The following is a 25,939-nucleotide window of genomic DNA, read 5'->3' as shown; positions in this document are numbered from 1 at the left end:
GGAACTCTTGTGGTGAGAGGTGTCGCCGATCGTCACAGATCGGCGGCGGGATTGCATGGGTTCTCTGGAGCGGACCGCGGCGGCGGTATAGTTCACTTGCGGTCGAGCGTCGCGTGTGCGCCGCCGCGGCCGCTCAACGGCCTTACGTTATGCGGCGGCTAGCCCGATAGTCGGAGGCGCGAAACAGGGAGGAAGAAAAGGGGACATCACTTTTTTCCATCATCTTCTCGCACCTTCCTCGGCCGGCCGCGGTCGCGGAGCGTGTACTCCAGCCCCAGGTTCTTCGCCGTCTTGGCAGTCCACTTCGCCGACCCGTACGGCCGGCCCCGGGCGATGCTCAGCTTCATCGCCTCGGCCTCGGCGACCTCGATCGGCTTATTCACCCACTCGGCCCAGTCCGCCGGTTTCCGGCCGGGCCAGCGCGTCAGCGCCGGCCAGGCGTCGGCGGCGACATCCTCCGGCCTTGCCACCGGCGGATCGACGTGGGCCGCCAGGCTGCTCCATCGCCAGTCTTCGGCCCGCTTCACCAGTTTCGCCCGGCGGGGGTTGGCCTCGACATACCGGCAGACCGCCCGGAAATGCTTGCCGCCTTCGATCGGGAAACTCTTGAACCGCCCCTGGTACAGGTGCCCGCCGCCGGCGGTGTGATAATGGGCGTGGTGCCGACGCACGTGCGTGACGCCGACCCACCCCAGCAGCCTGCCGATCGAGTCGGCGTTCTCCGGCGACAGGACCAGGTGCCAGTGATTGGGCATCAGGCACCAGCAGTAGAGTTTCACGGGATATCGCCGCAGCCCGTCGGCGAGGATGTGGCAGAAGGCGTCGTAGTCGGCGTCCTTGCGGAAGAGCGGCTGCCGTCCGTTGCCTCGATTGAGCACATGGTAGAATCCCCCGGCGGCGATGGAGCGGGCGGTACGTGGCACGGCCGAAAGGATAGCCATTACGGTTGGCGGGAGTCAACAGAAAAGAGTGATGTCCCCTTATATTCCTCACCGCAGCTTGAGCCGGTTTGCAGCCAAGCCCTGTCGCTCGACTACGAGAGGCCTACTCTCATCTCAGATACAGCTTCTCCTTGCACACTAAGGGGACATCACTCTTTTCCCTCATCCTCCCGCTCCTTCCTCGGTCGGCCGCGGTCGCGGAGCGTGTACTCCAGCCCCAGCTTCTTCGCCGTCTCGGCGGTCCACGTCGCCGACCCGTACGGCCGGCCCCGCGCGATGCTCAACTTCATCGCCTCGGCCTCAGCGACTTCGATCGGGCGGTTCACCCGCTGCTCCCAATCCGCCGGCTTCTTCCCCGGCCAACGCGTCAACGCCGGCCACGCGTCGGCGGCGACATCCTCCGGCCTTGCCGCCGGCGGATCGACGTGGGCCGCCAGGCTGCTCCATCGCCAGTCTTCGGCCCGCTTCACCAGTTTCGCCCGGCGGGGGTTGGCCTCGACATACCGGCAGACCGCCCGGAAATGCTTACCGCCTTCGATCGGGAAACTCTTGAACCGTCCCTGGTACAGGTGTCCGCCGCCGGCAGTGTGATAATGGGCGTGGTGCCGACGCACGTGCGTGACGCCGACCCACCCCAGCAGCCTGCCAATGGCGTCGGCGTCCTCCGGCGACAGGATCAGGTGCCAGTGATTGGGCATCAGGCACCAGCAGTAGAGTTTCACGGGATATCGCCGCAGCCCGTCGGCAAAGATGCGGCAGAAGGTGTCGTAGTCGGCGTCCTTGTGGAAGATCGCCTGCCGTCCGTTGCCGCGATTGAGGACATGGTAGAATCCCCCTGCGGCGATGGAGCGGGCGGTACGTGGCACGGACGAAAGGATAGCCATTACGGTTGGCGGGAGTCAACAGAAAAGAGTGATGTCCCCTTATCTTCTAAAATCTTGGTTCCCCCTTCTCAAATACATGATTGACGAGAATCCCATGTCAGAAGGACACGCTATCTTCTTTGTGAGCCACTTGCACCATGGCGACCGCTGGCCAGGCCAGCTCGACAGTCAATGGTTTCAGATACAGGTTCTGAACAATATCGGTCAGGCTATTTTAGTTGGATACATAGATTCTGTTCAGGAAACTCTATTGCTTGACGAGATGCGTTTTACGAGATCTGATGACATCGGCATTGAAGATGCGGTCCAGTTTCTTGGTGACAGAAAGATACCCCGATTTGTAATCGATGCAGCTAGACGCCAGCCGGAAGGTTCGGGCGATTTCGTCAATGAGGAAGGAAACAGCACGCTCCCCTAGATAGTGGCGGCTCGGCTGGTTGGGAACTGTTGTGCCCCAGGCAGAGTTGTAAACGGTCAACAAACGGCAGGCCGACTCCTACGCCGGTGAGTTCGGCTGCGAACCCCGCGATCGAAGAAGAGGCCCGTCGGCATTTTATCCCGACTTCCGGGCCACTTGTGGGTATAGTCTTAGGCCGGTCAGCACCGCACGCTGACGTCCACACGCTTTGCCCCGGAGCATCTCATGGCACACGCCTCTACTCGCTGGACAGAAAACGGGACAGGGACAGGTCCAATTCTGTAGCCCTACAGACTGGTAACGATTTACCGCCGCTTTCTTGATCGCTGCGGTTCTACCCGGCGCGTGATTGTGCTGCACCCGCTACGCTCTCGCTTGTGGCGACGGATCGCGCAACGAATCCTACTGGCTCAAGGCGACCATCAACTCGCTCAAGGTCGTAGGGAGGGCGTACTCGCCCACGCCTCGCCGCTCGCGTGGGCGAATACGCCCTCCCTACAGGCTGGTTGCCCGCACGCCGATTGCCGCACCGAAAACTGGTCTCGACCCTCGGATGCCCTTCCGGATTATTCGGGTTGATCGAACTCGATCCCGGTGCGTACTGTTGTCACATGCAACGATTGCCTGAGGCAACTGATTCGTCGTCGCCCGCAGTCTGCGCCCGCGCGATGCTTGACGGCCTGCCCCAGGTGATGTGGTACATCCGCCGGTACATGCGGCGGCATCGCACGCACGGTTTGTCCATGCCGGCGTTTCGCACGCTGGTGCTGCTCGATCGCTTCCCCAATGCCAGCCTGTCGCTCGTGGCCGACAACCTTGGCGCGTCCCTGCCGACGTCTTCGCGAATTGTTGCCGGACTGGTTCGCAAGGGCATGGTCCGCCGGGCGGTCTGCTCGGAAGACCGCCGGCAGGTCGCGCTGCTGCTGTCGGCCAAGGGGCGGGATCTGCTCGAGTTCGCTCGGAAGCAGACCCAAAACGAGCTGGCGACTCACCTTCGCGAACTCTCGGCTTCCGAACGGGGTGCCATCGTCCAATCGATGGAACTGCTCGCCGGACTGTTTGGCGGTCCCATGGAGCCTGAAGAAGAGATCGCCGACGGCTGAGAGGCTGCCGGCGTCGCGGCCTGCATGGGTGCGTTGGTCGCAGTGTGATTGGTTTGCCGCAGTGTAAGTGGTTTGTCGCAGTGTAAGTGGTTGGTCGAAGCTGGAGTGGTTGTATGTGGATTGTCCGATTAGCCCTTCGCCGGCCTTACACGTTCGTGGTCGCTGCGCTGCTGGTCTTGATCCTTGGCGTGGTGACCATTTTCCGTACGCCGACCGATGTGTTCCCCAATGTCGATATCCCGGTTGTTGCGGTCGTCTGGCAGTACGGCGGGATGTCGTCGGACGAGATGGAGAACAGGATCGTCACGCCGTTCGAGCGGTTTATCGTCACGACCGTGAACGACATCGACCATATCGAGAGCCAGTCGCTGAACGGCACCGGCGTGGTGAAGGTGTTTTTCCAGAAGGGGGCGAAGATCGAAGAGGCGATGTCGCAGGTCACGGCGACCGCGCAAACCGCCGTCGGCAGAATGCCTCCCGGCACGCAGCCGCCTCTGGTGATCCGCTACTCGGCGAGTGCCGTGCCGATCATGCAGTTGTCGATCAGCTCGGACACGATCCCCGAGCAGCAGCTCTTTGACGTGACGATCAATCAGCTTCGAACCCAACTCATCACCATCCCCGGCGTGCTGATTCCGTTCCCCTACGGCGGTCGGCAGCGGCAGGTGATGGTCGATCTCGACCCCGACAAGCTCCGTGCCTGGGGCATCAGCGCCCAGGAAGTGAGCAACGCCGTCTCGGCGCAGAACCTGGTCCTGCCCGCCGGCACGGCCAAGATCGGCGACCAGGAATACCCCGTCCGGCTGAACTCCAGCCCCGACGTGGCGGCGCAGATCAACGACATGCCGATCAAGACCACCCGCGGCACGGTGGTCTATATTCGCGATGTCGCCCATGTTCGCGACGGATTCCAGGTGCAGACCAATGTCGTCCACGCCGGCGGCAAACGCAGCGTGCTGATGTCGGTCCTGAAGCAAGGCAACGCCTCGACGCTGGACGTGGTGTCGGCGGTGAAGGCGGCCCTGCCCGCCGCCCAGGCTCAGCTCGCCCCGGAGATTCGCGACAACCTCAAGATCGAGGTGATGTTCGACCAGTCGCTGTTCGTGCGGGCTTCCGTGATGGGCGTGATCATGGAGGCCGCGATCGCCGCGGGGCTGACGGCGCTCATGATCCTGCTGTTCCTGGGGAGCTGGCGGAGCACGCTGGTGGTGATCATCTCGATCCCGCTATCCATCCTGGTCTCGATCATCGTCCTGAGCTTCGCCGGTTACACGCTGAACGTGATGACGCTCGGTGGGATGGCGCTGGCGGTGGGCATCCTGGTGGACGACGCGACGGTGGAAATCGAGAACATCCACCGCAATCTGCACCAGCGCAAACGCCTGGTCCGCGCGATTCTCGACGGCGCCCAGCAGATCGCCGTGCCGGCGTTCGTCGCGACGCTGTGTATTTGTATCGTGTTTGTCCCGGTGGCATTCATCAGCGGCGCGGCGCGATTCCTGTTCACTCCGCTGGCGCTGGCGGTCGTCATCGCGATGATGACCAGCTACCTGCTGAGCCGAACGCTCGTGCCGACGATGGTTCACTATCTGCTCGCGAGCGAAGTCGAGATGTACGGCGGCGAGCTGGACCCCGACGATCCGCACGCCGCGGGCGCGCTCGAGCACAAGCGACACCACACGACCGGCGAACACGACGCGACAGGCTGGGAACGATTCCGCGGATGGCTCCGCAAGCCGGCCGCCAGGATCGGCCTGATGGTCGGCGTCGCCGCGGTGGTCGTCCTGATGTTTGCCCTTCGGTCGATGGCCGTCAGCGGCTCGCTGCCCTGGCTTGCCGACGCCTGGCAGGGGATCGCCGGCTGGATCGCCGAGAGCCCGCTGCGGGCGGCGCTGTGGGTAATTGCGATCGGCCTGTCGATCGCGCTGCTGGTCTTCATCAGCCGGTACATGCTGATCTGGCGCGTGCATTTCGCGTTCAACCGCCAGTTCGAGCGGATGCGCCGGCGCTACGGCTCGCTGCTGAACTGGACGCTGGACCACAAGCTGGGGTCGACGGCGTTTTTCGCGGCGATCGTTCTGTTCTCCTGCGTTCTGTTGTTCCCGATCGTCGGCCAGGACTTCTTCCCCACGGTGGACGCCGGCCAGTTGCGGCTGCACGTTCGCACACCGGCCGGGACGCGCATCGAACAGACCGAGGTTCAGTTCGCCCGCGTGACCGCTGCGATTCGCAAGCTCATCCCGGCCAAAGATCTGGGCGAAGTCATCGACAACATGGGCATCCCCAACAGCGGCATCAACCTGGCGCTGTCGGACGGAACACTTAACAGCCCGGCCGAAGGGGAGTTCCTGATCTCGCTGAAAGAAGGTCACCAGCCGACCGAAGATTACATCCGGCTGCTTCGCAAGGAATTGCCGCGCCAGTTTCCCGAGCTGGTCTTCTACTTCCAGCCGCCGGACATCGTGACGCAGGTGCTTAACTTCGGGCTGTCGAGCCCGATCAATGTTGAGATCGCCGGCCCGCTGCGGAACGACAAGCAGAATCGCGAGATCGCCAAGCAGATCATGAACGATCTGCGCGGCAAGCCGGGGATTACCGACCTGCGCATCGCACAGGTGACCAGCGCCCCGGACTTTAGGGTGAACGTCGATCGCACGCGAGCGGCGCAGGTCGGCCTGACGCAACGCGACGTGGCGCAGGATCTGCTGATCAGTTTGAGCGGCACGCTGCAGGCGGCACCGAACTACTGGATGAACCCGGCGACGGGCATCACCTACAACGTGATCGTGCAGACGCCGCAGTACCGCATCGATTCGATCAATGCCCTGGAGAACATGCCCATCCAGCCGCCGGGCGACGGCCAAGGCACGGCGGCCGAGCCGCAATTGCTGGGCAACATTCTGGATTCGCTGGAACGGTCGACGACGGCAAGCAACATCAACCACCAGAACATTCTGCGGACGTCGGACGTGCAGATGAACGTCTTCGGTACCGACCTGGGCAGTGCCGCGAAGCACGTGCGCGAGATCACCGCGAAGTACGAATCGAAGCTACCGAAGGGATCGAAGATTACCCTTCGTGGACAGGTCGAGAGCATGAGCAGTTCGTTCCAGGGGCTCGCGATCGGCCTGATCTTTGCCGTCGCTCTGGTCTACCTGCTGATGGTCGTGAACTTCCAGAGCTGGCTCGACCCGCTGATCATTCTGATGGCGCTGCCGGGGGCGGCGGCGGGCATTCTCTGGATGCTGTTTGCCACCGGCACCACCATTTCCGTGCCGGCCCTGATGGGGGCGATCATGGCGGTCGGCGTGGCGACGGCGAACTCGATCCTGATGGTGACCTTCGCCAACGACCTGCGCAAGGAACGCGAAGGCATCACCGCACGCGAAGCCGCCCTGTCGGCCGGCATGACCCGCCTGCGGCCGGTATTGATGACCGCCGCCGCGATGATCATCGGCATGCTGCCGATGGCGGTCGGGCACGGGGAAGGCGGCGAGCAGAACGCGCCGCTGGGCCGAGCGGTCATCGGCGGACTTCTGCTGGCAACCGTGACCACGCTCTTCTTCGTGCCGGTCGTCTACAGCGCGCTCAAACGCCGGTCGCCAAAGGTCCACGTGGAGCCTGAGCTGCGCGACCCGCAGGACCCCTACGCAAAACCGCACGACTCCGAATCCGCACTCCAACCCCAGGTGGCTCATGCGAGCTGAACAGAAGTCCCCTCTTCGCGAGCAACAGAACGGGCAGCCGCCCGTCGACGGCTCGCCGCCGGATCAAGCCCGAGGCCACGCCGAGCCGGAAGCGGCGATCGAGCTGCCGCCGGTCTCGCGCAGCGCCATCGTGATTACAGTCGTGTTGATCGTTGCCCTGTTCGCCACGCTTTTTGTGATCGGGTTCGTCCCCCACAAAAAGAAGATGGCGCAGGCCGGCGAAGACGCCAACGAGCTGGCGTCGGCCAAGCCGATCGTCAACGTCACGGTGCCGCGGGCGCTATCGAAAGACCCGATTCTTTTGCTGCCCGGGGACGTCCGAGCCATGCAGTCGACGGCGCTCTACCCGCGCACCAACGGCTACGTCACCGAACTGCTGGTCGATATCGGCGACCGCGTCCGTGGGCCGCAGCCGGCGAAGGACGATCAGCCGGCAAAGCCGGGCCAGCCCCTTGCGCGCATCACCGCACCCGAGGTCGACGCCGAGCTCGAACAAGCCAAGGCGACGCTGGAACAGGCAAAGGTTGTCGTCGGCCGGGCGACCAACGAGTTCAACTTCAACCAGGCGACCTACGAGCGCTACCAGGGCCTGGCCAAGACCGGCGGCGTGACGCAGCAGCAGCTCGACGAGCGCCGATCGGCTTTCAATATCGCCAACAGCAACCTCAAGGCGGCGAACGCCAACGTGCTGGCCGCCGAGGCATCGGTCAAGCGGTACACGCAACTGCAGTCGTTTCAGACGATCTACGCTCCTTTCGACGGCGTGATCACGTCGCGCAATTTTGACGTCGGCACGCGCGTGTCAGAGTCCGACACCGGCGCCGGCCGGGAGTTGTTCCAGGTGCAGCAGACCGACACGCTACGGGTTTTCGCGAATGTGCCGCAGAGCTACGTCACCAGCCTCAATCGGGAAGAGGAAGCCGAGCTGACCGTCCGCACGCAAGGCGGCCCGCCCATCCGCGTGAAGGGGAAGATTGCCCGAACCGCCGAGTCGCTGGATGCCCAGACGCGGACGCTGCGGGTCGAGCTGCACATGTCCAACGCCGGCGGAAAGCTGTTGCCCGGCATGTTCGGCGACGTCAGGTTCAAGCTTGCCCGTGAGGGGCAGCCGATGGTGATACCGACCAGTGCGCTCGTTTACGGCGCCGACGGCCTGCGGGTGGCGGTGGTCGATGGCCAGAACAGGGTGCAGCTGCGCAAGGTGACGCTGGGTCGGGATTTCGGCGTGGAAGCCGAAGTGGCCGAGGGTGTGAAGGCCGGCGAACGCGTGGTGACCAATCCCGGCGACCGGATCGTCGATGGGGTCGAGGTGCAGATCGCCGGCGGCGGTGCCGCCAAGCCCCCTGTCGCCGAGGCCCCTCCGCCGGTGCCGGCGACGCGGCCCAGCGCTTCGGCGCAGTGAATCTTCGGGCCAACGAACGACTCTCGGAACGCATCATGCCTAGACCTCATCGCCGTTTCATCTTCTCGACTCTGCTGCTGTGTACCTGGTTGTTCATCGCCGGCTGCGCCGTCGATCAGAAGGCGGAAGTTGACCTGTACCGCCGGGTGCTGGACGGCCGGGTGGCCGCCACCCAACCGTACGTTGAGGGGGAATCGCTCACGCTGGTTCGGGCGATGACACTTGCCAACCAGCACAACGAGCAGCTCGGTCTGCGCGGCGAAGACTATCTGCAGTCCCTGATCGCCAAGAACCGCGCCGTTGCCAACTTTTTGCCCACCGTCAGCTTTCAGCCGTCGTTCACCATCGAACAGAGAGCCCGCGACGGCGCCCCCTCGGGCAGTACTGGTTCGAACACGACTGCCAGCGGCGGGTCCTATCAGGACAGTGGCAAGATCAGCTACCGCACCGAAGCCCCCATTGTCGGCAGCATGAACCTTTTCCGCGGCGGCGGCGACATTGCCAATCTGCAATCCGCCGACGCCAACATCGAACGGCAGCGACTTCTGCTGCTCGACGCGCAGTCGACGATCCTGCTGAACGTCGCACAGGTTTATCTGCAGGTCCTTCGCAGCGAGCGAGCGGTCGAGGTGCTGCGCAATTCGGTCTCGTTGCAGGAAGCCCGGCTCAAAGACGTCAAGGACCAGTTCGCAAACCAACTGGCGACCAAGCTGGCCGTCGCCCAGACGCAGGCACAGGTGAACGGCACCCGGGCAACCTTGCTGCAGGCCCAGAGCGATGTTCGCAACGGCCGCCACACCCTCGCGCTCCTGGTCGGCGTCGACACGATCAACGGGAAGCTGTCCGAGCAGTCGGTGACCGATGCAGTCTCGGATCCGAAGCACACCCTGACCGATTACGAGCAGATGGCGCTCGATCGGCGGGAAGACTTTGCTGCCGCCAGGGCCGCAGTGGTCTCGGCCCGCGCCCAGGTCGATGCTGCGTTTGCCCAGTATTATCCGAGCGTTTCGTTAAACGTCGCCGGGTTCCTCTATCGCGAGTTTTATGCCGATGCGAGTAAATGGAATGCCGTGCTGCTTGCCAACGTGCCGATCTTTTCGGCCGGCGTGATCGAGGCGGATGTGCGATCGGCATGGTCGCGCCTGCGGCAGGCGATGCTGAATGAAAGCTTCGTCCGCCGGCAGGTGCTGAACGACGTCCGCACGGCGTTCGAGAACCTCGATGCCGCCGATCGCAAAACCGCCGAGTTCGAGCAGCAGGTACAGGCGGCCAAGGAGGCGCTCGACCAGGCCCGTGCCGCGTTCGCGAACCAGCTTGCGATCAACCTCGACGTCCTCGTGGCCCAGGATCAGGTCCTGAACTCGGAACTGCAATTGACCGGCGTCCGGTTCGACCGGGCGGTTTTCCTGCTGGATCTCACCCGGGCGATCGGTGTTCTGCCCGAAGTCACGATGCAGGCGGCAACCAGGCCGGCGACCCTCCCCGGACTCCCGTGAGCCACCCGCGGCGGTCTGCAAGGTCGGATTTCGAGTCGGGATGCGGTATCTCGTCCCCTTCCGCCTCCTCCACCGCCCTGCCCGTCCGCATTTTGTCCCGACTTCCGGGCCACTTGTGGGTATAGTCTTAGGCCGGTCAGCACCGCACGCTGACGTCCACACGCTTTGCCCCGGAGCATCTCATGGCACACGCCCCTACTCGCTGGCATCGTCGATTCTGCGCCGTTCGGACATCGGTTGCCGTCGCCCTTCTGGCGACCGGCGTGGTTGCCGCCGCCCCAGCTGATCAGAAGCCGGCTGACCAGAAGCCGGGCGACCAGAAGCCGGCCAGGGATGACACCGCCAGGGTGAAGGTGACGAAGGCGGACGGCCCGGAACTGCTGAAGCCTAAGACCCCCGCGACCAAGCCGGCGACACAGCCGGCCAAGGCGAAGCTGGACGTGTCGAAGGACGCCCGCGAACTGCTCGACGCCGTCCGCGCTGCGTACAAGGGCGTCGAATCGCTGAAGCTGGCCGGCACGATTTCCGCCGACATCGACATGAACGGCGAGAAGAACAAGAACAGCAGCGAGTTCGAGGCGAGCTTCCAGTCGCCGCTGAAGTTCCGCCATCAGACCCGCGAACACCTGACGGGCGGCAAGGCCGAATCGCAGTTCTTCGGCGGCACCGGAAAGAAGCTCTACGCGTTCGAGTCGCGGTACAACTATTTCTACCTCGCGGACGCTCCGAAAGACCGCGTCAAATCCGGCGAGCTGCCGAAGCAGCTCGTGGGCCTGATGTCGCAACTCAACCCGTCGCTGCTGCTGGCTATCGTCCCCGATGCCGCCGAGGAACTGATGGACGGCGTCGATAAGCTGGCCAAGGTGGATGACGTCAAGATTGACGACGTTGCTTATCCGGCGCTCAAGCTGTCATTCGGCAAGGAGTCGGAGCTGACGATCGCGTTCGACAGCAAGTCGCACCTGATCCGCCGGACCGTCTGGGATCGCAAGGGGTATGCGATCGAGAAGAAACAGCAGGACGTCAAGAAGGTGGAAGTGACGATCGACTACGCGCTATCGCAGGCCAATGCGAGCGTGAAGGATGTCGATTTCAACTGGACGCCGCCCGTTGGCGCCCGTGACGTGACAGCCCTGGCCGAAGCCGGCGGCGGCGCGGCCGACGACGGCCCGGAAGATGGTGCCGCCAGCGCGCTGGTCGGTAAGCCGGCGCCGGACTTCAAGCTGAAAGACCTCGAGGGCAAGGAAGTGAAGCTGTCCGACCTGAAGGGGCAGGTCGTGATGCTCGACTTCTGGGCGACTTGGTGCGGGCCGTGCCGCGCGTCGATGCCGCATCTCGACGCGATCTACAAGGAGTTCGGCGACAAGGGACTTAAAGCGTTCGCCGTCAACCTGCGGGAAAAGGACACCGTCATCAAGCCGTTCGTCGAAAAGACGAAGCTGGGCATGCCGGTGCTGCTCGATGTCGAAGGCAAGGTCGCCAAGAGCTTCGGCGTCAGCGGCATTCCGCAAACCGTGGTGATCGACAAGGACGGCAAGATCGTCAAGGTGACGGTCGGCTCGGGCACGCACGAGCAGATCAAGACGGCGATCGAGGAAGCACTCAAGTAGGGTCCGCCTTGGCGGACGCGGGGGCATGTCGGCGGGAAAGCGTTCCCTGATTAGCGGTCGCACCGCAGGTGCACTTTTTTTCGTCCCGAGCAGTCAATTACTCCGAAAAGGCGTGCACCTGCGGTGCGACCGCTAATCGGGGGACGTTCTATCACGAGGCTTTCGGCCCCCGCGGGCGAGCGTGCCCGCGCTCCCGCCTAACCCCAGAGCAGCATCTGCTCGATTCTGGCTACCCGCCGCGCCAGCCACCCCGTCGACTCCGTCTGCTCGGCCAAAACAAGCCGTTTGGCGATCCGCACGTCGCGCGAGAACATCTCGCGCACCTTCGTCGGACAGTTACACTCCTGGCTGCGGTGCAGCAATGCGACGCTGCCGGGCAGGCCATTCCCCTGAGCTAGTTGCCGATCCAGGATTCGCTTCACCGCGTCAAACGCCTGCTGGTTCGACAGATGGCCGTGGCCGCCGGTGATCCGCCTTTTGAGAAACTCCGGCCGGCTGCTGCTGGCCTGCATCTGCGGGCAGTAGTTGCTTTCGATCGCCAGGATGTCGAGTCCGCCGTTGTCGCAAAAGCGGTCGATGAGCAGGTGCGGAACCCGGCCGAGGTCGGTCGCGAAACCGATACGGACGGCCGAAGACCGCGACTCGGTGGCCTCCAGGACGAACGCGTGCGATCCCTCCGCGTCATGATGGACGGGAATCGCCTCCACGTTGAGTCCGTCCAACGGCTCGAAGCCGTCTTCGCCGAAGTGTTGCACGTTACGCAGCACGATGGTCCGCCGGCCGGCGATGGCGCCCAGCGCATCGACCTTGTCGTGATGGCAGAAGATCGGGACACCGTTGCGGCACAGCCAGGCGAGGAAGCTGGCGGACAGGTGGTCGCTGTCGAGGTGGGTGAGGCAGACGCCGGCGATGCGGTCGAGGCGAACACCGATGGCCGCCAGCCGCCGCTCCGTCGCCCGTGGTGAGAGGCCGGCGTCGATCAGCAGGGTGCCGCGCGCGGACCGAACCACCGAGCAATTGCCCGCACTGCCGCTGGCGAGAATGCAGAGGTCGAGAGACATCCGTGTCGGCGGGGATCATAGCAGACAAGGGACGAACATCGAAGATTGAAGGTCGAACATAGCCTCGGTTTGCGATTCTGTTCCTATCGCTCCCTTCGTCGGATACCCTTTGGGTATTGATGTCCGCCGCGACCGACTCCATCTCGACCAACGGCGTGTCATCGGAGAAATTGCGGGCCGAGATCTGCGGTTATCCCGTCGATTCGACGCTGAAGTCGTCCCTCGCCGGCGACACCGATTTTCTGGGCCCGAGCTACCTCGCGATCGGGCCCGGCGGGCGCGGCATCGTGCTCAAACCCCTCGACCGCGACTGCATCATCAAGCAGGGACTTCACCCCAGCATCAAGGAACGCCTCGGACGTGTCCGCGAACTGGCATTGGCGGGCGTGGCGAACCTTTATGGCGTCGAACGCGAGCCGGAAAACGCCGCGCCGAACGAGGCCTGGCTCATTTGGGAATACGTGCAGGGCAAGACCCTGACCGACTACGCCGCCGACGCCGGCTGCACCCAGCGGAAGCTGGCCCTGGCCGCTCGTGAGCTGGTGCTGATGGTCGAATCGCTGCATCGCCAGGGCATCGTGCACGGTGCGATCCGTGGATCGAATGTCGTCGTCGATGCCCACGGCAACGTCCGGCTGACACACGTCAGCCCGCTTCTTTACACCGATCCCGCGGATGACCTCTGGGGCGTGGTCAACACGCTGCAGGCGATCCTGCACGATCGCAAGGAAGAAAAGACGCCACTCGGGACGATCGTCGCCGGCATCGAAGCGATGCTTTCGCCAGAGGACGGCGTGGCACCCGGGAGCGAGGCCGTACTGCGGATCCTGGCGACCCGGCTATCGGGAATCATCGAATCGCGGGAGCGTGTCGGCGTCTCCCCCGCCGCATTGGTCGAGCCCGAGCACACGCCGCGACGGCGGTCGCTCTTCTGGGCATTGGTCGTCATGACGTTTGGCATCGCGGCGGCGTACGCCGGCTGGCGGATCGTCAAGTTTCCCAACGACCCCGTTCCCGACTGGATAAAATCAGGCAAGTCCTGGATCGAGGAGCGGCTTCCGGACACGGCCCCCGGCGCAAAGCAGTCATCGTTGTCCCCTGGCTTCTATTCCGTGGCCTGCGACTCATGAACTTCGTCAGCCGATTTCTCGACCCCGCCCTCATCGAGAAGCTGAACCACCTTCAGCTTTCGGCGCGCAGCGTCGTCGAAGGCACCATCAGCGGCCTGCACCGCAGCCCGGTGAAGGGGGCCAGCGTCGAGTTCCGGCAGCATCGGTTCTATTCGCCCGGCGACGAACTTCGGCGGCTCGATTGGCGCGTGTTGGGGCGGACCGATCGGCCTTACATCAAGGAATACGACGAAGAGACCAATCTCCGCTGCCTGCTGATGCTCGACGCCAGCGGGTCGATGTCGTACGCCGGCAAGGGCGACGGCCCGCTCAAACCGCGTGAAGACGGCTCGACCACCGGCAAGTTCGATTACGCGTCCCGACTGCTGGCGTCGCTGGCGTACCTGATGCTGGGGCAGACCGAGAGCGTGGGGATCGCCAGCTTCTCGTCGAAGATCGACCACTGGCTGGCACCGAAGGCGGGGATCAAGCAGTTGTCGCACCTGATCGATATCCTGGAGCGGTCTACCCCGCGCGGTCCGTCGAACCTCGGCCCGGCGTTGACCGAAGCCGCCGACCGGCTCGACCGGCGCGCACTGGTCATCGCGGTCTCCGATTGCTTCTCCCCGGTCGTCGAGATTCGCAAAGGGTTGTCGCGCCTTCAGCACGACCGCCATGAGGCGATTGTGATCCAGGTATTGCACCAGGATGAGGTGCATTTTCCGTTCAAGCGATGGTCGCGTTTTCGCGGGATGGAGGGGGAGAAATCACGGCTCTGCGAGCCGGCGATCGTGCGGAAGGTGTATCTCGACAACTTCCGCAGGCACCGGGCCGACCTGGAGCAGACCTGCCGTGCGATGGGGGCCGAGTTCTATTCGTTCGTTACCGAACGGTCGCTGATTGAAAGCGTGACGACGCTGCTGCGACGCCGGGCGGTGTGATCGCGGGCGTAACCTCAGCCGACAGTGATCCCGTTATCGCGCAGCGCGCGGGCGATGCCCTGCACCGGGTCGGCATCGCGCCGCCAATCCGCAACCACCTGCGGCGAGGCCGCCTTGTAAAGACTCAGGTTCGCAGGTTCGGTCACGTCGAGCAGTGCGGCAGTCAGACCGTCGAGGCTTCCCCGGCGGAACGATCGGCCGTTGACGCCGTCCCGCAGTAGGTCGGCCGCCGCCCCCACGACATCGCTGCAAACCATGGCAAGTCCGCTGGCGGCGGCTTCGTTGATGACAATCGCCCAGGGTTCGTAATCGCTCGGCAGCACCAGCACGTCGCACGAGCGGTAGACGGCAAATACATCCTGCGGATCGCGAAACGCCGGGACGAACTGCACCCGCGCGACAAGATCAGCCGCCACCGCATCGCGCAGCTGGCTTTCCAGCGGGCCGGAGCCGAGGACGATCAGGTCCCAGTCGGGGCGTTGGACGGCAATTCGATTGAAGGCCTGGATCAGCAGGTCGACTCGTTTGACCTCAACCAGCCGGCCACTGTAGACGATGCGACGGCGATCTGGGGCGAATCCGAGTCGCGTCGCGATCGAGTGGATGCGGTCGGCCGACACCGCGGCAATGGACGCGTAGTCGGGCTCGAGAGGAAGCCGATAGATCCGCGATCGGGGAACCCCATACTTGCGAAAATAGGCCGACCCGAGCGACCCGTGCGGCATCGCGCCGTTTGTCAGGCGCAGCAGCGGCGACAGGTAGGCGGACTTCAGCGCCCGGATCAGCGGACGGCGGCTTTCGCCGTGAATGTTGCTGTCGCCTGCCACGAACACCGGAGTACCGGAGATGCGGCACCATGCGACGGCGAGCATGCGGGTGAAGTCGTTGTAGCCGTACACGATCATCGCCGCCGGGCGAACGCGCCAGATCCAGCGGAGAACTTTCATTGCCTTGAAGACATCGCCGGCGAGTTCGCCCCTGGAGACGGGGCCGGGCATTTGATGGGGGGCAAAAAAGACCTGCGGCAGGACTTCCTGGGGCACCCGGGGCCAGCGATTGCCTTCGCAAGGGTCGTGGGTGACGGCCGAGACCAGGTCGAGCTTCAGTTCACGGCGTGCCCGCAGGCAGACGCTCGACCGGTACGGCGGCATGGAGTTCATCAGCCAGACCACCGTCACTTTTCGTTCGCTCATCTCGCTCGGCTCCGTCGCTCACTCAAAGCATCTTCCATTCGATCAGTTCCCCGTCGATGTTCAACTGCCCGACGGGAACGCGCAGGTCGCGGTCCGGGAAATGAACTTCCGCGTGGAGGGCGTCCATTTTGCGTTCGGCTTCGGCCAGCGCGGCCGAGGCCGTTTCGTGGAGCGGCGCGTGTTCGTCGTCATGCATGAGCAACGACCAGACGCCGAAGAGCGGAGCGTACTCCGAAAATGCCGCGAGTGGGGTGAACGTGCCGAAAGCCCAGGACGATTCCCATCCCTTGACGACGATCCGTCCGACATCGGTGCCGTTGATGATCAGGCAGGCCTGGGTTCCGGCCGGGGGGATGAAGACCTTCGGTATGGGTGCTTTCTCGTCGATCACGCCAATGACCTCGCGCCGGAACGATCGTTCGGAAGTTCTCGCCGTTCAACGATAGGCCGGGAACGGTGGGGAAGTAGGCGGGAATCCTCGGTTACCAGAAACGAAAGAAGCCGGCCCTCGGGCCGGCTTTGGATTGGCATCGCCTGAACAAGCGACACAGCCAAGAGTTTCGAGGCTCGAAGCCTCGCGACTCGCCGCGGGCAATTGGCCCGCGATCGAGTTACTTCTTCTTGGTGGTCTTCTTGGCCGGGGCCTTCTTTGCGGGGGCCTTCTTAGCGGGCGCCTTCTTGGTAGCCATTGCGAGTCCTTTCTCCGGCGCAGCCGGTGTTTGGAGCCGCGATATTTTTACATCATTAGCTTTGACAATGCAACTACATTTTGAGTGCGACACCTTGACACGCCCTACACGTAGGTTCAACGGGGTAACTTCGGATCGTAGAGTGCTAATTCGTCGGGAAAATGCGCGGAATTTCAAACTGGGGATGTTGACATCGCTTTGTGGATAAGCTGTGGAAAGAGCCTGTCGCCCGAGCGCTGCTGGCGAAAATTCTGGACGGAATTATCGCCTTCCGCCCGATGTCGGCGCTTCCGCACGTCTGAACCCACGACCTCGGCTCACATCACGCGCCATTGGATTCCGGCGGAAGTTGTGGCGGAGACTGCCTGGGCTGTGAAAGGCTTAGCAGCGCACCGATACCGAGGAACGCGAATGCCGCACCGACCGCAGTCACGCCCCACTGAAGCAACGTCTTGGGCATGATCTGCCAGCCGATCGCCAGGCATTGTTCCCACGTCGCGACGCACGCCGCCTGGATCTGCCGAATCGTCGGGCCGAACAGCAGGAGCAGCGCCGTCGCCGCCGAGACGACGCCGACCACCCGCACCCACTTCCAGAAGTAAGCGTAGAAGTAGACCGCCATCGCGCCGGCGATCGCCAGATGCAGTGACGTCGGTTCGAAGCGACCGTCGAGTCCGATCGCCAGGTGTAACGGGCGCGGCCCGGCCAGTGCGCAGAGGATCGCCGCGATCGGAAGCCACTGCCTCGCGAATCGCAGATCGCCGGCGGGGACCACCCGCGTCGGCGATCCGTAAGCCGCCGCCACGGCAAGGCCCAGCAGCACCGGCGTGAGGTCGGCCGCGTAGAAGCGTCCCTGATAGACCCAATGCATCATGCCCAGGTGAGCAATCACCGATGCGAAACCCATGCTGATGTAGACGTTCGAAAGCCTCGGCCGCATCGGTTGGAGCCGTGGTGCGGGCGAGGTGCCGCCCGCCGCCGCAGCAATTGTTTCTCCATCCCGCCTCAATGTGTGGCGAATCATCTCGCACGCGACCGGCAACAGACCGACACACCACCAGATGGCGTGAAGATCGCGCCCGGCGACCCTGCCGTCGAACTCGACCATTTTCAGCACGCAGGGCAGCGCGAACAGCGCTGTCAGCATCAGGCCTGCCATCAGGAACGACCGCCAGGGGAACACCGGCGTCAGCCATTTCATCACCGCGCCGACCTTCAGCAGCGCCAGCAAAAGCAACACGCCGTTGACGACCAGCCCCATGCGCAGGTCAACGGTCACGGTTTCGGCGTTCAGAAAGGTCAGGTCGACCAGGAACACGATCTGCAGCAACAGCAATGTCCGGCCGTCGCGCAGGATGCCGCGCCCCCGTATCAGGAACAGACCCAACGCGACCAGCAGCAGTTCATAAACAGTCAGCGTACCGATCAGCACCAGGATGCGATGGACCTCACCGGTGCGCAGCTCAAGCCCGATGTTAAGCACATAGCACCCGGCGATCATGCACAGGGCACTGATGAGGTAGAACGGATTGTGGTGGACGAGAAACGTCAGCAGCAGCGTGCGGAAACGGGGACGGATGCTGTACGGCGGCGGCTGGTCGGGCGGAACCGTATCGACGATCTTTGCGGAGTCCATGCCGAGCACGGTGTCTTCCGGGGATCGTTCGACCGGCGTCAGATCCGGGCGTGCGGTGTCATCGGGGAGCTGCGGTGGCCTGGCGTCCTGGGGTGCATAGTCGTTGTAGCTCATGAAATCTCCTTGTCGGCAGACGCCGATCGGCGACGCCTGGAGACTCGCATGCCGCGCGAGAGTGATGCCAAATCATGGGATACGATCGCGCCTGCGAGGCAGGGTTCGTCGTCAGCGTCGCAATTGGCGGCCGGTTCGATGCGGGGGATCGACTGGTCGCGGCGTCGTGACAACCCATCCAGCAATCATGGCACCTCCTTTACACAGGCGCATGGATCGACCGCGGGCGGAATAAGGGATGGATGAATAAGGCCACCGCGGAAGGCATGGGCGGGACCGGAACTCTTCCCGGAAACCTCAGCCGGGGGAAGAGGATGAGTGCCCGTCCGCGATCGTCCCCGCAGATCGATCGAGCGTCCGGGCGTGGCTACGAGGGATTATCTCCGGGCCGTCTCGGAAAGGGAACAGAAAAATTTGAATCGCCTTCAACAAACCATGACGATCGGTGTCTCGCTCGTTTCTCGGTAAATGTGGGAACGGGTGTTTAAGGTGCCGGCGGGTATGAGTCGCGGGAAGCTCGATCCAAAAAAAATGGACTTCTGCGCGTGATTCGCGCCTCTGCAAATGCAGGCGTCCCGGGTGTTTTGCACCCGGGACGTCTTGAACAGCTTTGTTTGATCTCGTAACCGAGCATCAGACCGTCTCGACGACATCGCCGTCAGACTTCTTCTTCGTCAGGCGCATGATGTCTTCAAGGTCGTTGAAGTCGTGTGAGTTGGCGTCGGGGTCGACCATGACGAAGGTGTCCTGCCCCGCCTGGCCGTAGAGCGAGTTGTAGTCGAAGACGCCGCCGAGCAGATCGTCGCCGTCGCCGCCGTAGATGACGTCATCGCCACGGCCGCCCCAGAGATTGTCGTTACCGCCTTCGCCGCGGATGACGTCGTTGCCCAGTTGACCGCTGGCGCGGTCGTTGCCGTCACCCAGGGTCACGTCGTCGTCGCCGTCACCGGCGCGGACCAGGTCGTCGCCGGCACCGGAATGAATCGTGTCCCGGTCGTTTCCACCCGCGATGAGGTCGTTGCCCGAGCCGGTGACGATGGTGTCCAGCCCCTTGCCGCCGTTGACGAGGTTCAGGCCGTCACCGGCGTCGATATCGTCGTCACCGTCAGCGCCGAAGATGACGTCGTTGCCGGCACCGGTCCAGACGGTGTCGTTGCCCGCGCCGGCCTGAACGAAGACGGGAATGGTCCAGCCCGCGTCGAGCTTTCCGACCTCGATCGTGTCGTTGAGCCTGCCACCGCGAACGATGACGTTCTGCACGTCGGCCGCATCGAACAGCTGGCTGAACGAGCGGACGGCGCTCACGCCGGGGACCGAGGCGTCGAACGACACCGCGATCTTGTCGTCTGTGGATCGGGAGACAACCACCGAGTTCTCGGCATTGCCTCTCCCGAAGACGAACAACGTCCCGCCGGCGACGAATACCGGCGAGGCGGACATCAGTCGGCGGGACTCGAGCGATTCGACCGTAGCGGACAACGTGGGCTGCGACATAGGGATCAGTCCTCGTGCGGTTCTATTGATGGGTATGCGTTAACCGCCGGACTTCCGGATCACGATGGCAGGACGAAGGCCGGCGGCACGACTGACATACGATTCGTCCTCCGGCCCGGCGAGCGACCTCCCAAAAGCCGTCGGATTTGCCAACATTTGGGCCCCCGGGGCGTCTAATTCAGGTCGCCTTTGCCGGGCGTGACGCGTAGAGCGTCCGTACGTGTTCCCGGAAAAGGCTGGCGTTTACGGCGAGCTCCCGCGGGCATAGAGTTCGCTGTCGACTTCTTCCCCAACCTCCGCAGGAGACTTTCGTGTCCAACCGCCGTCTGCAACAAGCCGTCCGTGTGATCGCCCCCGCCGTTGTCGGTGCCGCGCTGGCCTTACCGCTGGCAAGCACGTTTCTGTCGGCACAGACGCCGCCGGCGGTGCAGCCGCTGGTGCCCGCGCAGACCGCGCCGGCCGCTCCTGCCACGCAGCCGAGGCCGGACTCGGTCGTGATCAAGCTGGGTAACGAAACAGTCACTCTGGAAGAGTTCGAGCTGTTCATCTCGAATCTGAATCCCAGCGATCAGGAAATGGCGCGCGGCCCCTATCGCCGGGCCTGGGCCGATTCGCTGGCCAACATGAAGCTTCTCGCGAAGGAAGCCCGCAACAAGCAACTGGATCAGAAGCCCGAGGTTCAGAAGCAGTTGGCCGTGATGCGCGACCAGGTGCTGGCCAACGCGATGGTGCTCAACGTGCAGGAGACGATGGACGATGCGTACCTGCGCAAGCACTTCGACGAGCACCGCCAGCAGCTCGAACGCGTCTCTGCCAGGCACATCTTGATCCGCATCCCGGGGTCGGCCGTGCCACTTCGCCCGGGGCAGAAGGAGCTGACAGCTGCGGAGTCCAAGGCAAAGATCGATGCGCTTGCCGCCCGCATCAAGGCCGGTGAAGACTTTGCCAAGATCGCGGAGGCCGAGTCCGACGACACGGGATCTGCGGTTGACGGGGGCGACCTGGGCAGCTTTACCCGTGGCAAGATGGTTGCCGCGTTCGAGCAGACGGCTTTCTCGCTGAAGGAAAATGAAGTCAGCGCCCCGGTGCAGAGTCCGTTCGGCTGGCACCTGATCCAGGTCACCGGGCGGTTCGATACGTTTGAAAAGCTGGCCGGCGTTCTGCGTCAGCAGCTCGGACCACAGCGGACGAACCAACTGGTGCGTGATCTGCGGGAACAAACCAAGGTCGAATTGAACGACGCGATCGTCGGTCCGCCGGCACCCGTCGCCCCTGTTCAAGGTCAGCCGGTTCAAGGTCAGCCGGTGCCGTGATCGGGTGCCGTGATCCGGTGCGAGATCGACACGTGCGTTAGAGCAGGGTCGCCCAGATGTCGGCGACCTTCTCCAGGCAGAACTGTTCCTCCACGCGCCGTCGCCCTGCCTCGCCCATCTGTCGGCGCAGATCGACGTCGGTTGCCAGGCGTCGTATGGCGTCGGCCCACTCGGCGGCACTTGTTGGCAGAAAACCGGTCACGCCTTCGCGAACCAACTCCGCGTTGGCGCCGACCGGCGAAGCCACGACGGGCAAACCGGCGGCCATGTACTGGACGATCTTGAATCCGCATTTCCCCAGGGTCCAGGGGTCGGTCGGCGTGGGCGCAATACCGATATCCCCGCGAACTAGCGCCGCCGCTTCGGTCTCGGCCGACCAAGGCTCGTGATCGATGGGAAGGGGGGCGTCGGCGAGCGTCTGGTCGGCGATCGTCAGAAGCCGCAGGCCCGCCGTTCTCTCCGCCGCCGCCTGCAACGCCGGCAACTGCCCGCGGACGTACTGCAATGTTGAGCGGGATCCGATCCAGACCAGTCGCGGGGTGGTCGTCTCGGCGTGCTGCTTGACGGCATATCGTGACGGATCGACGACGGTCGGCAGGACGGTCGCCGCCAGGCCTTCCCGGCGGAAGATGTCGGCGAGGTATTCGTTCCCGGCCACCACGTGGTCGACCGCCCGCACGGTGGCGCGGAAGCGCAGCCGCGTTCGCAGCTTGCTGTGCCAGCTCACCGGGCGATTGAAGTACATCAGGGCGTCGTCGATATCGTAGATCACGCGCTTGGCGGCCTTGCGAAGGACGCGTGCTTCCCAGCCTTCGAGCATTTTTCGCTGCAGCACGACGGTGTCATACGCCCCCGCCGATGCCAGCAGTCGCCAGGTCGTGATCGGATTGGTTTTGCGAAGCCCGACCGTAATCTGAAATCCGCGATCACGCAGCAACGGCAGCAGCGCCTCGACGCGAACACGGTAGGAGGCCTGCCGGAGATTGTTGGCCAGGATGAGAACTCGCTTCATGGTGCGGGACGCATGCGAGCCGGGCGGGCCGCGTTTACATCGCCGGTGGGCATGTTACCTTCTGCCCCGCCCATGACGAGCGAGTCGATCATTCCCGTTGCGACCCCACCGATCATCCTTCTGGGGATGCACCGCTCGGGTACTTCGCTGATCGCACGATTGCTCGACGAACTGGGACTGTTCCAGGGGCACGAACTTCAGGAAGATCACGAATCGACCTATTTTCTTGAGGTCAACGACCGCCTGATGAAGCGAATCGGGGCGTCGTGGGATAACCCTTCGCCGGCGAAGGGCTTTCTCGAGGACGCCCGGGCACTGGACCTTACGGTGCGGTGCATCTCGACAGACCTGCAGTCTGGGCATTTCAAGGGGTATCTCGGCGGCAAGCGATACTTTAAGCAGCGGTCGCTGGCCAGGATCGAAGGCTCCTGGGGATGGAAGGACCCGAGAACGGTCTTTACCCTGCCGGTGTGGTTGTCGATCTTTCCGAACGCAAAACTGCTCTACATTGTCCGCAACGGCATCGATGTCGCCGCGAGTTTGCGAGTCCGCGAGGTTCGCGAGCTCGCCCGGCGGATCGACGAATACGACGGCAAGCAGGGGCAGCTGAACAAGCATTCGATGCTGGAGCGGGCAGGATTTAAGGGCTCGGCGCGGTGCCTGTCGCTCGCCGGCGGCTTCGGACTTTGGGAGGAGTACGTCGCCGAGGCCGAGCGGCAACTGGCCGCCGTCCCCAACGAAAGGCTCATCGTCCGTTACGAGCAATTCCTGGCCGAACCTGCAGACGCCCTGACGAAGCTCGCGGTGTTTTGCGGTGTGAACCCGGCATCCGATCGGATCGCTGCCGCGGTCGCCGCGGTCAACGCGTCGCGCGGCGCGGCATTTAAGAGCGACTCCGATCTCCTGTCGTTTTATGATCAGGTGCGCGCCACCCGATGGATGGAGCACTACCAGTACGACCAACTTTGACACGCACAACAATCGCGATCGCGACGGCACGTCCGCCGCGCCGGCCCCGGATCATCTCTTGGCACCTACCGACGTCTCTATCTGCATTGTGAACTGGAACGGCGGGGACATGCTGCGCAACCTGCTGGCGTCGCTGCGGACCAGCGACCCGGAGCTGGCGATGCAGACCATCGTCGTTGATAACGCATCGAGCGACCAATCACTTGCCGGCGCAGAAGACGCGCTTCCCGGCGTGCGGATCATTCGCAACGACCGGAACACCGGCTTTGCGCGAGCCAACAACCAGTGTGCCGCCGTTGCGACCGGTCGATATCTGCTCTTCCTGAACAACGACACGCTGGCATCGCCGGGCGCGATTTCCATGCTGGCGCGGTTTCTAGACGAGCATCCGAACTATGTCGCGGCAGGCCCGAAGCTCATCGGGTCCGATGGGCAACCCCAGCACACCGGCCGGCGTCTGCCGACACTGCGGGTGATTCTGCACCAGAGGGTGTTCGTCTTCTCCAACTGGTTGCGGGTCTTCGCCGGGCAATACCGCAGGTATCGCTATGGCGCCTTCGACCCCGAGATCGGGGCCGACATGCCGCAACTCGCGGCTGCCGCCCTGCTCGTCAGGAGCGACGTTTTCCATGAGATTGGCGGCTGGGATGAAGGGTATGAGTTTGGGGTCGAAGATGTGGATCTTTGCCTTCGACTGGGTCGGGTGGGGCCGATCCGCTACCTGCCGGAGCGTTCCCTGATTCACTTCGGGCGAATCACCTCCCAGGCGAACTACGGATTCACGTACGCCGCATACGAATGTGGTTACGCCCGCTACCTGAGAAAGCACCACCGGAGCCGACTGGCCGCACCGTTCTACAAGGTCCTGATCACCCTCGACACCCCGCTGCGGCTTGCGTTCCTGGCGACGATGCTTGCCGGCTATCGGATCATTGGTCGCAGGGACGCCGCGGAGCGGACCCGGCGGAGGCTGTCAGCCGCGGCGGGTTTCTACTTCGGGCAGCTGCGCCGGTTCTGGCGTTCCTGAGGCCCTGAAAATCCCCTCCGTTCAAATGCCGGCGTTCGCACTGGTTTTCGTCTTGTACCGACGGTCGGTACGGCTACTATCAGAGCACCAACCGCCGGGATTTCTAAGTTTTCACTAAACAACTTCCTCCCCGCCCCGCGCCACTCGCACAATAGTCGGTCGGGGTTAGGTTCTCAGATGACAGTCCGACGTCCACGGGCGGCGGACCACTTTTCCTGGAGTGCCTTTCGATGAGACATTTCGACGTCGCGGTTATCGGTACCGGTCCCGCCGGCCAGAAGGCGGCCATCCAGGCGGCCAAGCTCGGCAAGCGTGTCTGCATCATCGAGAAGGAGAATGTGCTCGGCGGTGCCGCGATCAACACCGGCACCGTCCCCTCCAAGGCGCTGCGCGAAGCAGTGCTGCATCTGACCGGGGTGGGACGCCGCGGACTGTTCGGCGAGATGTCCCGGGTGAAGCGGAACATCACCGTCGCCGACCTGATCTACGTCAGCCAGCAGGTGATCCACCACGAGCTGGCGATTATCCGAGAGCACTTCGAGCGGAACAATGTCGAACTGCTGTGGGGCGCGGCTCGATTCGACAACGAGAACATTCTGTATGTCGATCGTCCCGACGATTTCGAAGCGGTCAGCGCCGAAAAAATCGTCATCGCGACCGGCACCCGACCGGCCCGGCCGGCCTCGGTCCCGTTCGACAACAAGACCGTCTTCACCTCCGACGAACTGCTGAAGCTGGAACGCCTTCCCAAGACCATGATCGTCGTCGGCGGCGGTGTGATCGGCGTTGAGTACGCCTGCATGCTCGCGGCGCTGGGCGTCAAGGTGACGCTCGTGGAAGGTCGGCGGCAAGTCCTGGGCTTCCTCGACAACGAAATCACCGAGTCGTTCCAGTACCAGATGCGCCGGGTGGGTATCACGCTGCGGATGGGAGAGAAGGTCGCAAAGATCGAACGGCTGACGCCGGCCCCCCGCGCGACGACTTCTCCCGCCCTGCTCGCCGCCGCTGCCGCCACCAGCTTCGCAACGACCTCCGAGGCCGATCGCCCGGCCACGCTCCACCCCGACGCGGAGAACGGCAACGGGCACACGCTGGATATGTTCGGCGACTTCGTGCCCAACGGTCCGCTCGTGCAGGCGACGCTCGAAAGCGGCAAGACGCTTCGGGCAGAAACCCTGCTCTACGCCGTCGGCCGGCAGGGTACCACGTCGGCGTTGAAGCTCGAAAAGGCCGGCCTCGAATACGACGACCGCGAGCGGCTCAAGGTCAACGGCAACTACCAGACCGCCAAGGGACACATCTATGCCGTCGGCGACGTCATCGGGTTTCCCGCACTGGCCTCAACGGCGATGGAACAAGGTCGGCTGGCGGTCTGCCATGCGTTCGGAATTCCGACCATGAGCATTCCGGAACTGTTCCCCTACGGAATCTACGCAATCCCCGAGATCAGCATGGTCGGCAAGACCGAGGACCAGCTCACCGCCGAAGGAATTCCTTACGAAGCCGGCATCGCCCAGTACAAGGAGTTGGCCCGCGGCCAGCTGCTGGGCGACGAGACCGGCATGCTCAAGATGCTGATCCACCAGCAAACCGGGCACATTCTCGGCGTTCATGCCATCGGCAGCGGCGCGACGGAACTGATCCATATCGGCCAGGCCGTCATGGCACTGGGCGGCACCGTCGAGTACTTCGTCAACAGCGTGTTTAACTTTCCGACGCTCGCCGAGGCGTACAAGGTCGCGGCGCTGAACGGGGTGAACAAGCTGCGGCACATGTGAGGTGGAGCAGGCGGGAGTTGGGAGCTGGAGGAGACAAGGTCG

General features: G+C 63.6%; 20 protein-coding genes. 12 read left to right on the top strand and 8 right to left on the bottom strand.

The features are described from left to right. Window positions 1–206 precede the first annotated feature (206 nt). Together IPV69_RS15460 and IPV69_RS15455 are read right to left on the bottom strand one after the other, a co-directional pair. Window positions 207–923: a transposase gene (locus tag IPV69_RS15460; RefSeq protein ID WP_206290590.1), complete on the bottom strand. Its 717-nt coding sequence runs from the start codon at window positions 921–923 to the stop codon at window positions 207–209. A 167-nt stretch (window positions 924–1,090) separates the two neighbouring features. After that, on the bottom strand, window positions 1,091–1,807 hold the full coding sequence (locus IPV69_RS15455; protein ID WP_206290589.1) for a transposase: 717 nt from the start codon (window positions 1,805–1,807) through the stop codon (window positions 1,091–1,093). Window positions 1,808–1,919: 112 nt separating this feature from the next. Between IPV69_RS15455 and IPV69_RS15450 the strand changes: the two genes are divergently transcribed. The 6 genes from IPV69_RS15450 (at window position 1,920) to IPV69_RS15425 (ending at window position 11,561) form a co-directional block, all read left to right on the top strand. Next, a complete protein-coding gene (locus tag IPV69_RS15450; protein ID WP_206290588.1) occupies window positions 1,920–2,243 on the top strand; it encodes a hypothetical protein in 324 nt (107 codons plus the stop codon). 611 nt (window positions 2,244–2,854) lie between these two features. Further along, window positions 2,855–3,346 (top strand): MarR family winged helix-turn-helix transcriptional regulator, encoded by a 492-nt coding sequence (locus IPV69_RS15445; RefSeq protein ID WP_206290587.1) that lies wholly within the window; start codon window positions 2,855–2,857, stop codon window positions 3,344–3,346. Between the two features lie 113 nt (window positions 3,347–3,459). After that, a complete protein-coding gene (locus IPV69_RS15440; protein WP_206290586.1) occupies window positions 3,460–7,053 on the top strand; it encodes an efflux RND transporter permease subunit in 3,594 nt (1,197 codons plus the stop codon). Next, complete coding sequence (locus tag IPV69_RS15435; RefSeq protein WP_206290585.1) at window positions 7,043–8,455, top strand: efflux RND transporter periplasmic adaptor subunit; 1,413 nt, start codon at window positions 7,043–7,045, stop codon at window positions 8,453–8,455. Before IPV69_RS15440 ends, IPV69_RS15435 begins: the two co-directional genes overlap by 11 nt. Next, window positions 8,452–9,951, top strand: coding sequence for a TolC family protein (locus IPV69_RS15430; protein ID WP_206290584.1), 1,500 nt, complete (start codon window positions 8,452–8,454; stop codon window positions 9,949–9,951). The genes IPV69_RS15435 and IPV69_RS15430 overlap by 4 nt, the downstream gene beginning before the upstream one ends. 182 nt (window positions 9,952–10,133) lie before the next feature. Beyond that, window positions 10,134–11,561, top strand: coding sequence for a TlpA family protein disulfide reductase (locus IPV69_RS15425; protein WP_206290583.1), 1,428 nt, complete (start codon window positions 10,134–10,136; stop codon window positions 11,559–11,561). A 197-nt stretch (window positions 11,562–11,758) separates the two neighbouring features. Here the strand turns inward: IPV69_RS15425 and IPV69_RS15420 are convergent, their stop codons facing one another. Continuing rightward, a complete protein-coding gene (locus tag IPV69_RS15420) occupies window positions 11,759–12,622 on the bottom strand; it encodes an MBL fold metallo-hydrolase (protein WP_206290582.1) in 864 nt (287 codons plus the stop codon). A gap of 119 nt (window positions 12,623–12,741) precedes the next feature. Between IPV69_RS15420 and IPV69_RS15415 the strand changes: the two genes are divergently transcribed. Then, entirely contained in the window at window positions 12,742–13,752 is a 1,011-nt protein-coding gene (locus IPV69_RS15415) for a protein kinase domain-containing protein (protein ID WP_206290581.1), read from the top strand. Next, window positions 13,749–14,672, top strand: a complete 924-nt coding sequence (locus IPV69_RS15410; protein WP_206290580.1) for a DUF58 domain-containing protein — start codon at window positions 13,749–13,751, stop codon at window positions 14,670–14,672. The genes IPV69_RS15415 and IPV69_RS15410 overlap by 4 nt, the downstream gene beginning before the upstream one ends. A gap of 14 nt (window positions 14,673–14,686) precedes the next feature. Here the strand turns inward: IPV69_RS15410 and IPV69_RS15405 are convergent, their stop codons facing one another. The 4 genes from IPV69_RS15405 to IPV69_RS15385 form a co-directional block, all read right to left on the bottom strand. Next, window positions 14,687–15,865 (bottom strand): glycosyltransferase, encoded by a 1,179-nt coding sequence (locus IPV69_RS15405; protein ID WP_206290579.1) that lies wholly within the window; start codon window positions 15,863–15,865, stop codon window positions 14,687–14,689. 22 nt (window positions 15,866–15,887) lie between these two features. Continuing rightward, window positions 15,888–16,256, bottom strand: coding sequence for a hypothetical protein (locus IPV69_RS15400; RefSeq protein ID WP_206290578.1), 369 nt, complete (start codon window positions 16,254–16,256; stop codon window positions 15,888–15,890). Between the two features lie 620 nt (window positions 16,257–16,876). Beyond that, on the bottom strand, window positions 16,877–18,304 hold the full coding sequence (locus IPV69_RS15390; RefSeq protein ID WP_206290577.1) for a hypothetical protein: 1,428 nt from the start codon (window positions 18,302–18,304) through the stop codon (window positions 16,877–16,879). Between the two features lie 633 nt (window positions 18,305–18,937). Continuing rightward, a complete protein-coding gene (locus IPV69_RS15385) occupies window positions 18,938–19,798 on the bottom strand; it encodes a calcium-binding protein (protein ID WP_206290576.1) in 861 nt (286 codons plus the stop codon). Window positions 19,799–20,109: 311 nt separating this feature from the next. Between IPV69_RS15385 and IPV69_RS15380 the strand changes: the two genes are divergently transcribed. Beyond that, window positions 20,110–21,111 carry a peptidylprolyl isomerase gene (locus tag IPV69_RS15380; RefSeq protein WP_206290575.1) on the top strand — a complete coding sequence of 334 codons (1,002 nt, stop codon included), beginning with the start codon at window positions 20,110–20,112 and terminating at the stop codon, window positions 21,109–21,111. Window positions 21,112–21,148: 37 nt separating this feature from the next. On the opposite strand, the gene IPV69_RS15375 is transcribed toward IPV69_RS15380, so the two are convergent. Then, on the bottom strand, window positions 21,149–22,123 hold the full coding sequence (locus IPV69_RS15375) for a glycosyltransferase family 4 protein (protein WP_206290574.1): 975 nt from the start codon (window positions 22,121–22,123) through the stop codon (window positions 21,149–21,151). A 72-nt stretch (window positions 22,124–22,195) separates the two neighbouring features. On the opposite strand from IPV69_RS15375, the gene IPV69_RS15370 reads away from it, so the two are divergent. The 3 genes from IPV69_RS15370 to IPV69_RS15360 all read left to right on the top strand — a co-directional run bounded on the left by IPV69_RS15370 (window position 22,196) and on the right by IPV69_RS15360 (window position 25,897). Continuing rightward, on the top strand, window positions 22,196–23,092 hold the full coding sequence (locus IPV69_RS15370) for a sulfotransferase (protein ID WP_206290573.1): 897 nt from the start codon (window positions 22,196–22,198) through the stop codon (window positions 23,090–23,092). A gap of 58 nt (window positions 23,093–23,150) precedes the next feature. Beyond that, window positions 23,151–24,119 carry a glycosyltransferase family 2 protein gene (locus IPV69_RS15365; RefSeq protein ID WP_206290572.1) on the top strand — a complete coding sequence of 323 codons (969 nt, stop codon included), beginning with the start codon at window positions 23,151–23,153 and terminating at the stop codon, window positions 24,117–24,119. 230 nt (window positions 24,120–24,349) lie between these two features. Continuing rightward, window positions 24,350–25,897 carry an NAD(P)(+) transhydrogenase (Si-specific) gene (locus IPV69_RS15360; protein ID WP_206290571.1) on the top strand — a complete coding sequence of 516 codons (1,548 nt, stop codon included), beginning with the start codon at window positions 24,350–24,352 and terminating at the stop codon, window positions 25,895–25,897. Window positions 25,898–25,939: the final 42 nt, after the last annotated feature.

Origin of the sequence: Humisphaera borealis (assembly GCF_015169395.1) — a bacterium.
Classification (GTDB): domain Bacteria; phylum Planctomycetota; class Phycisphaerae; order Tepidisphaerales; family Tepidisphaeraceae; genus Humisphaera; species Humisphaera borealis.
Note: the sequence above shows the minus strand (reverse complement) of the source record. Positions and strands in the feature narration are given on the sequence as shown.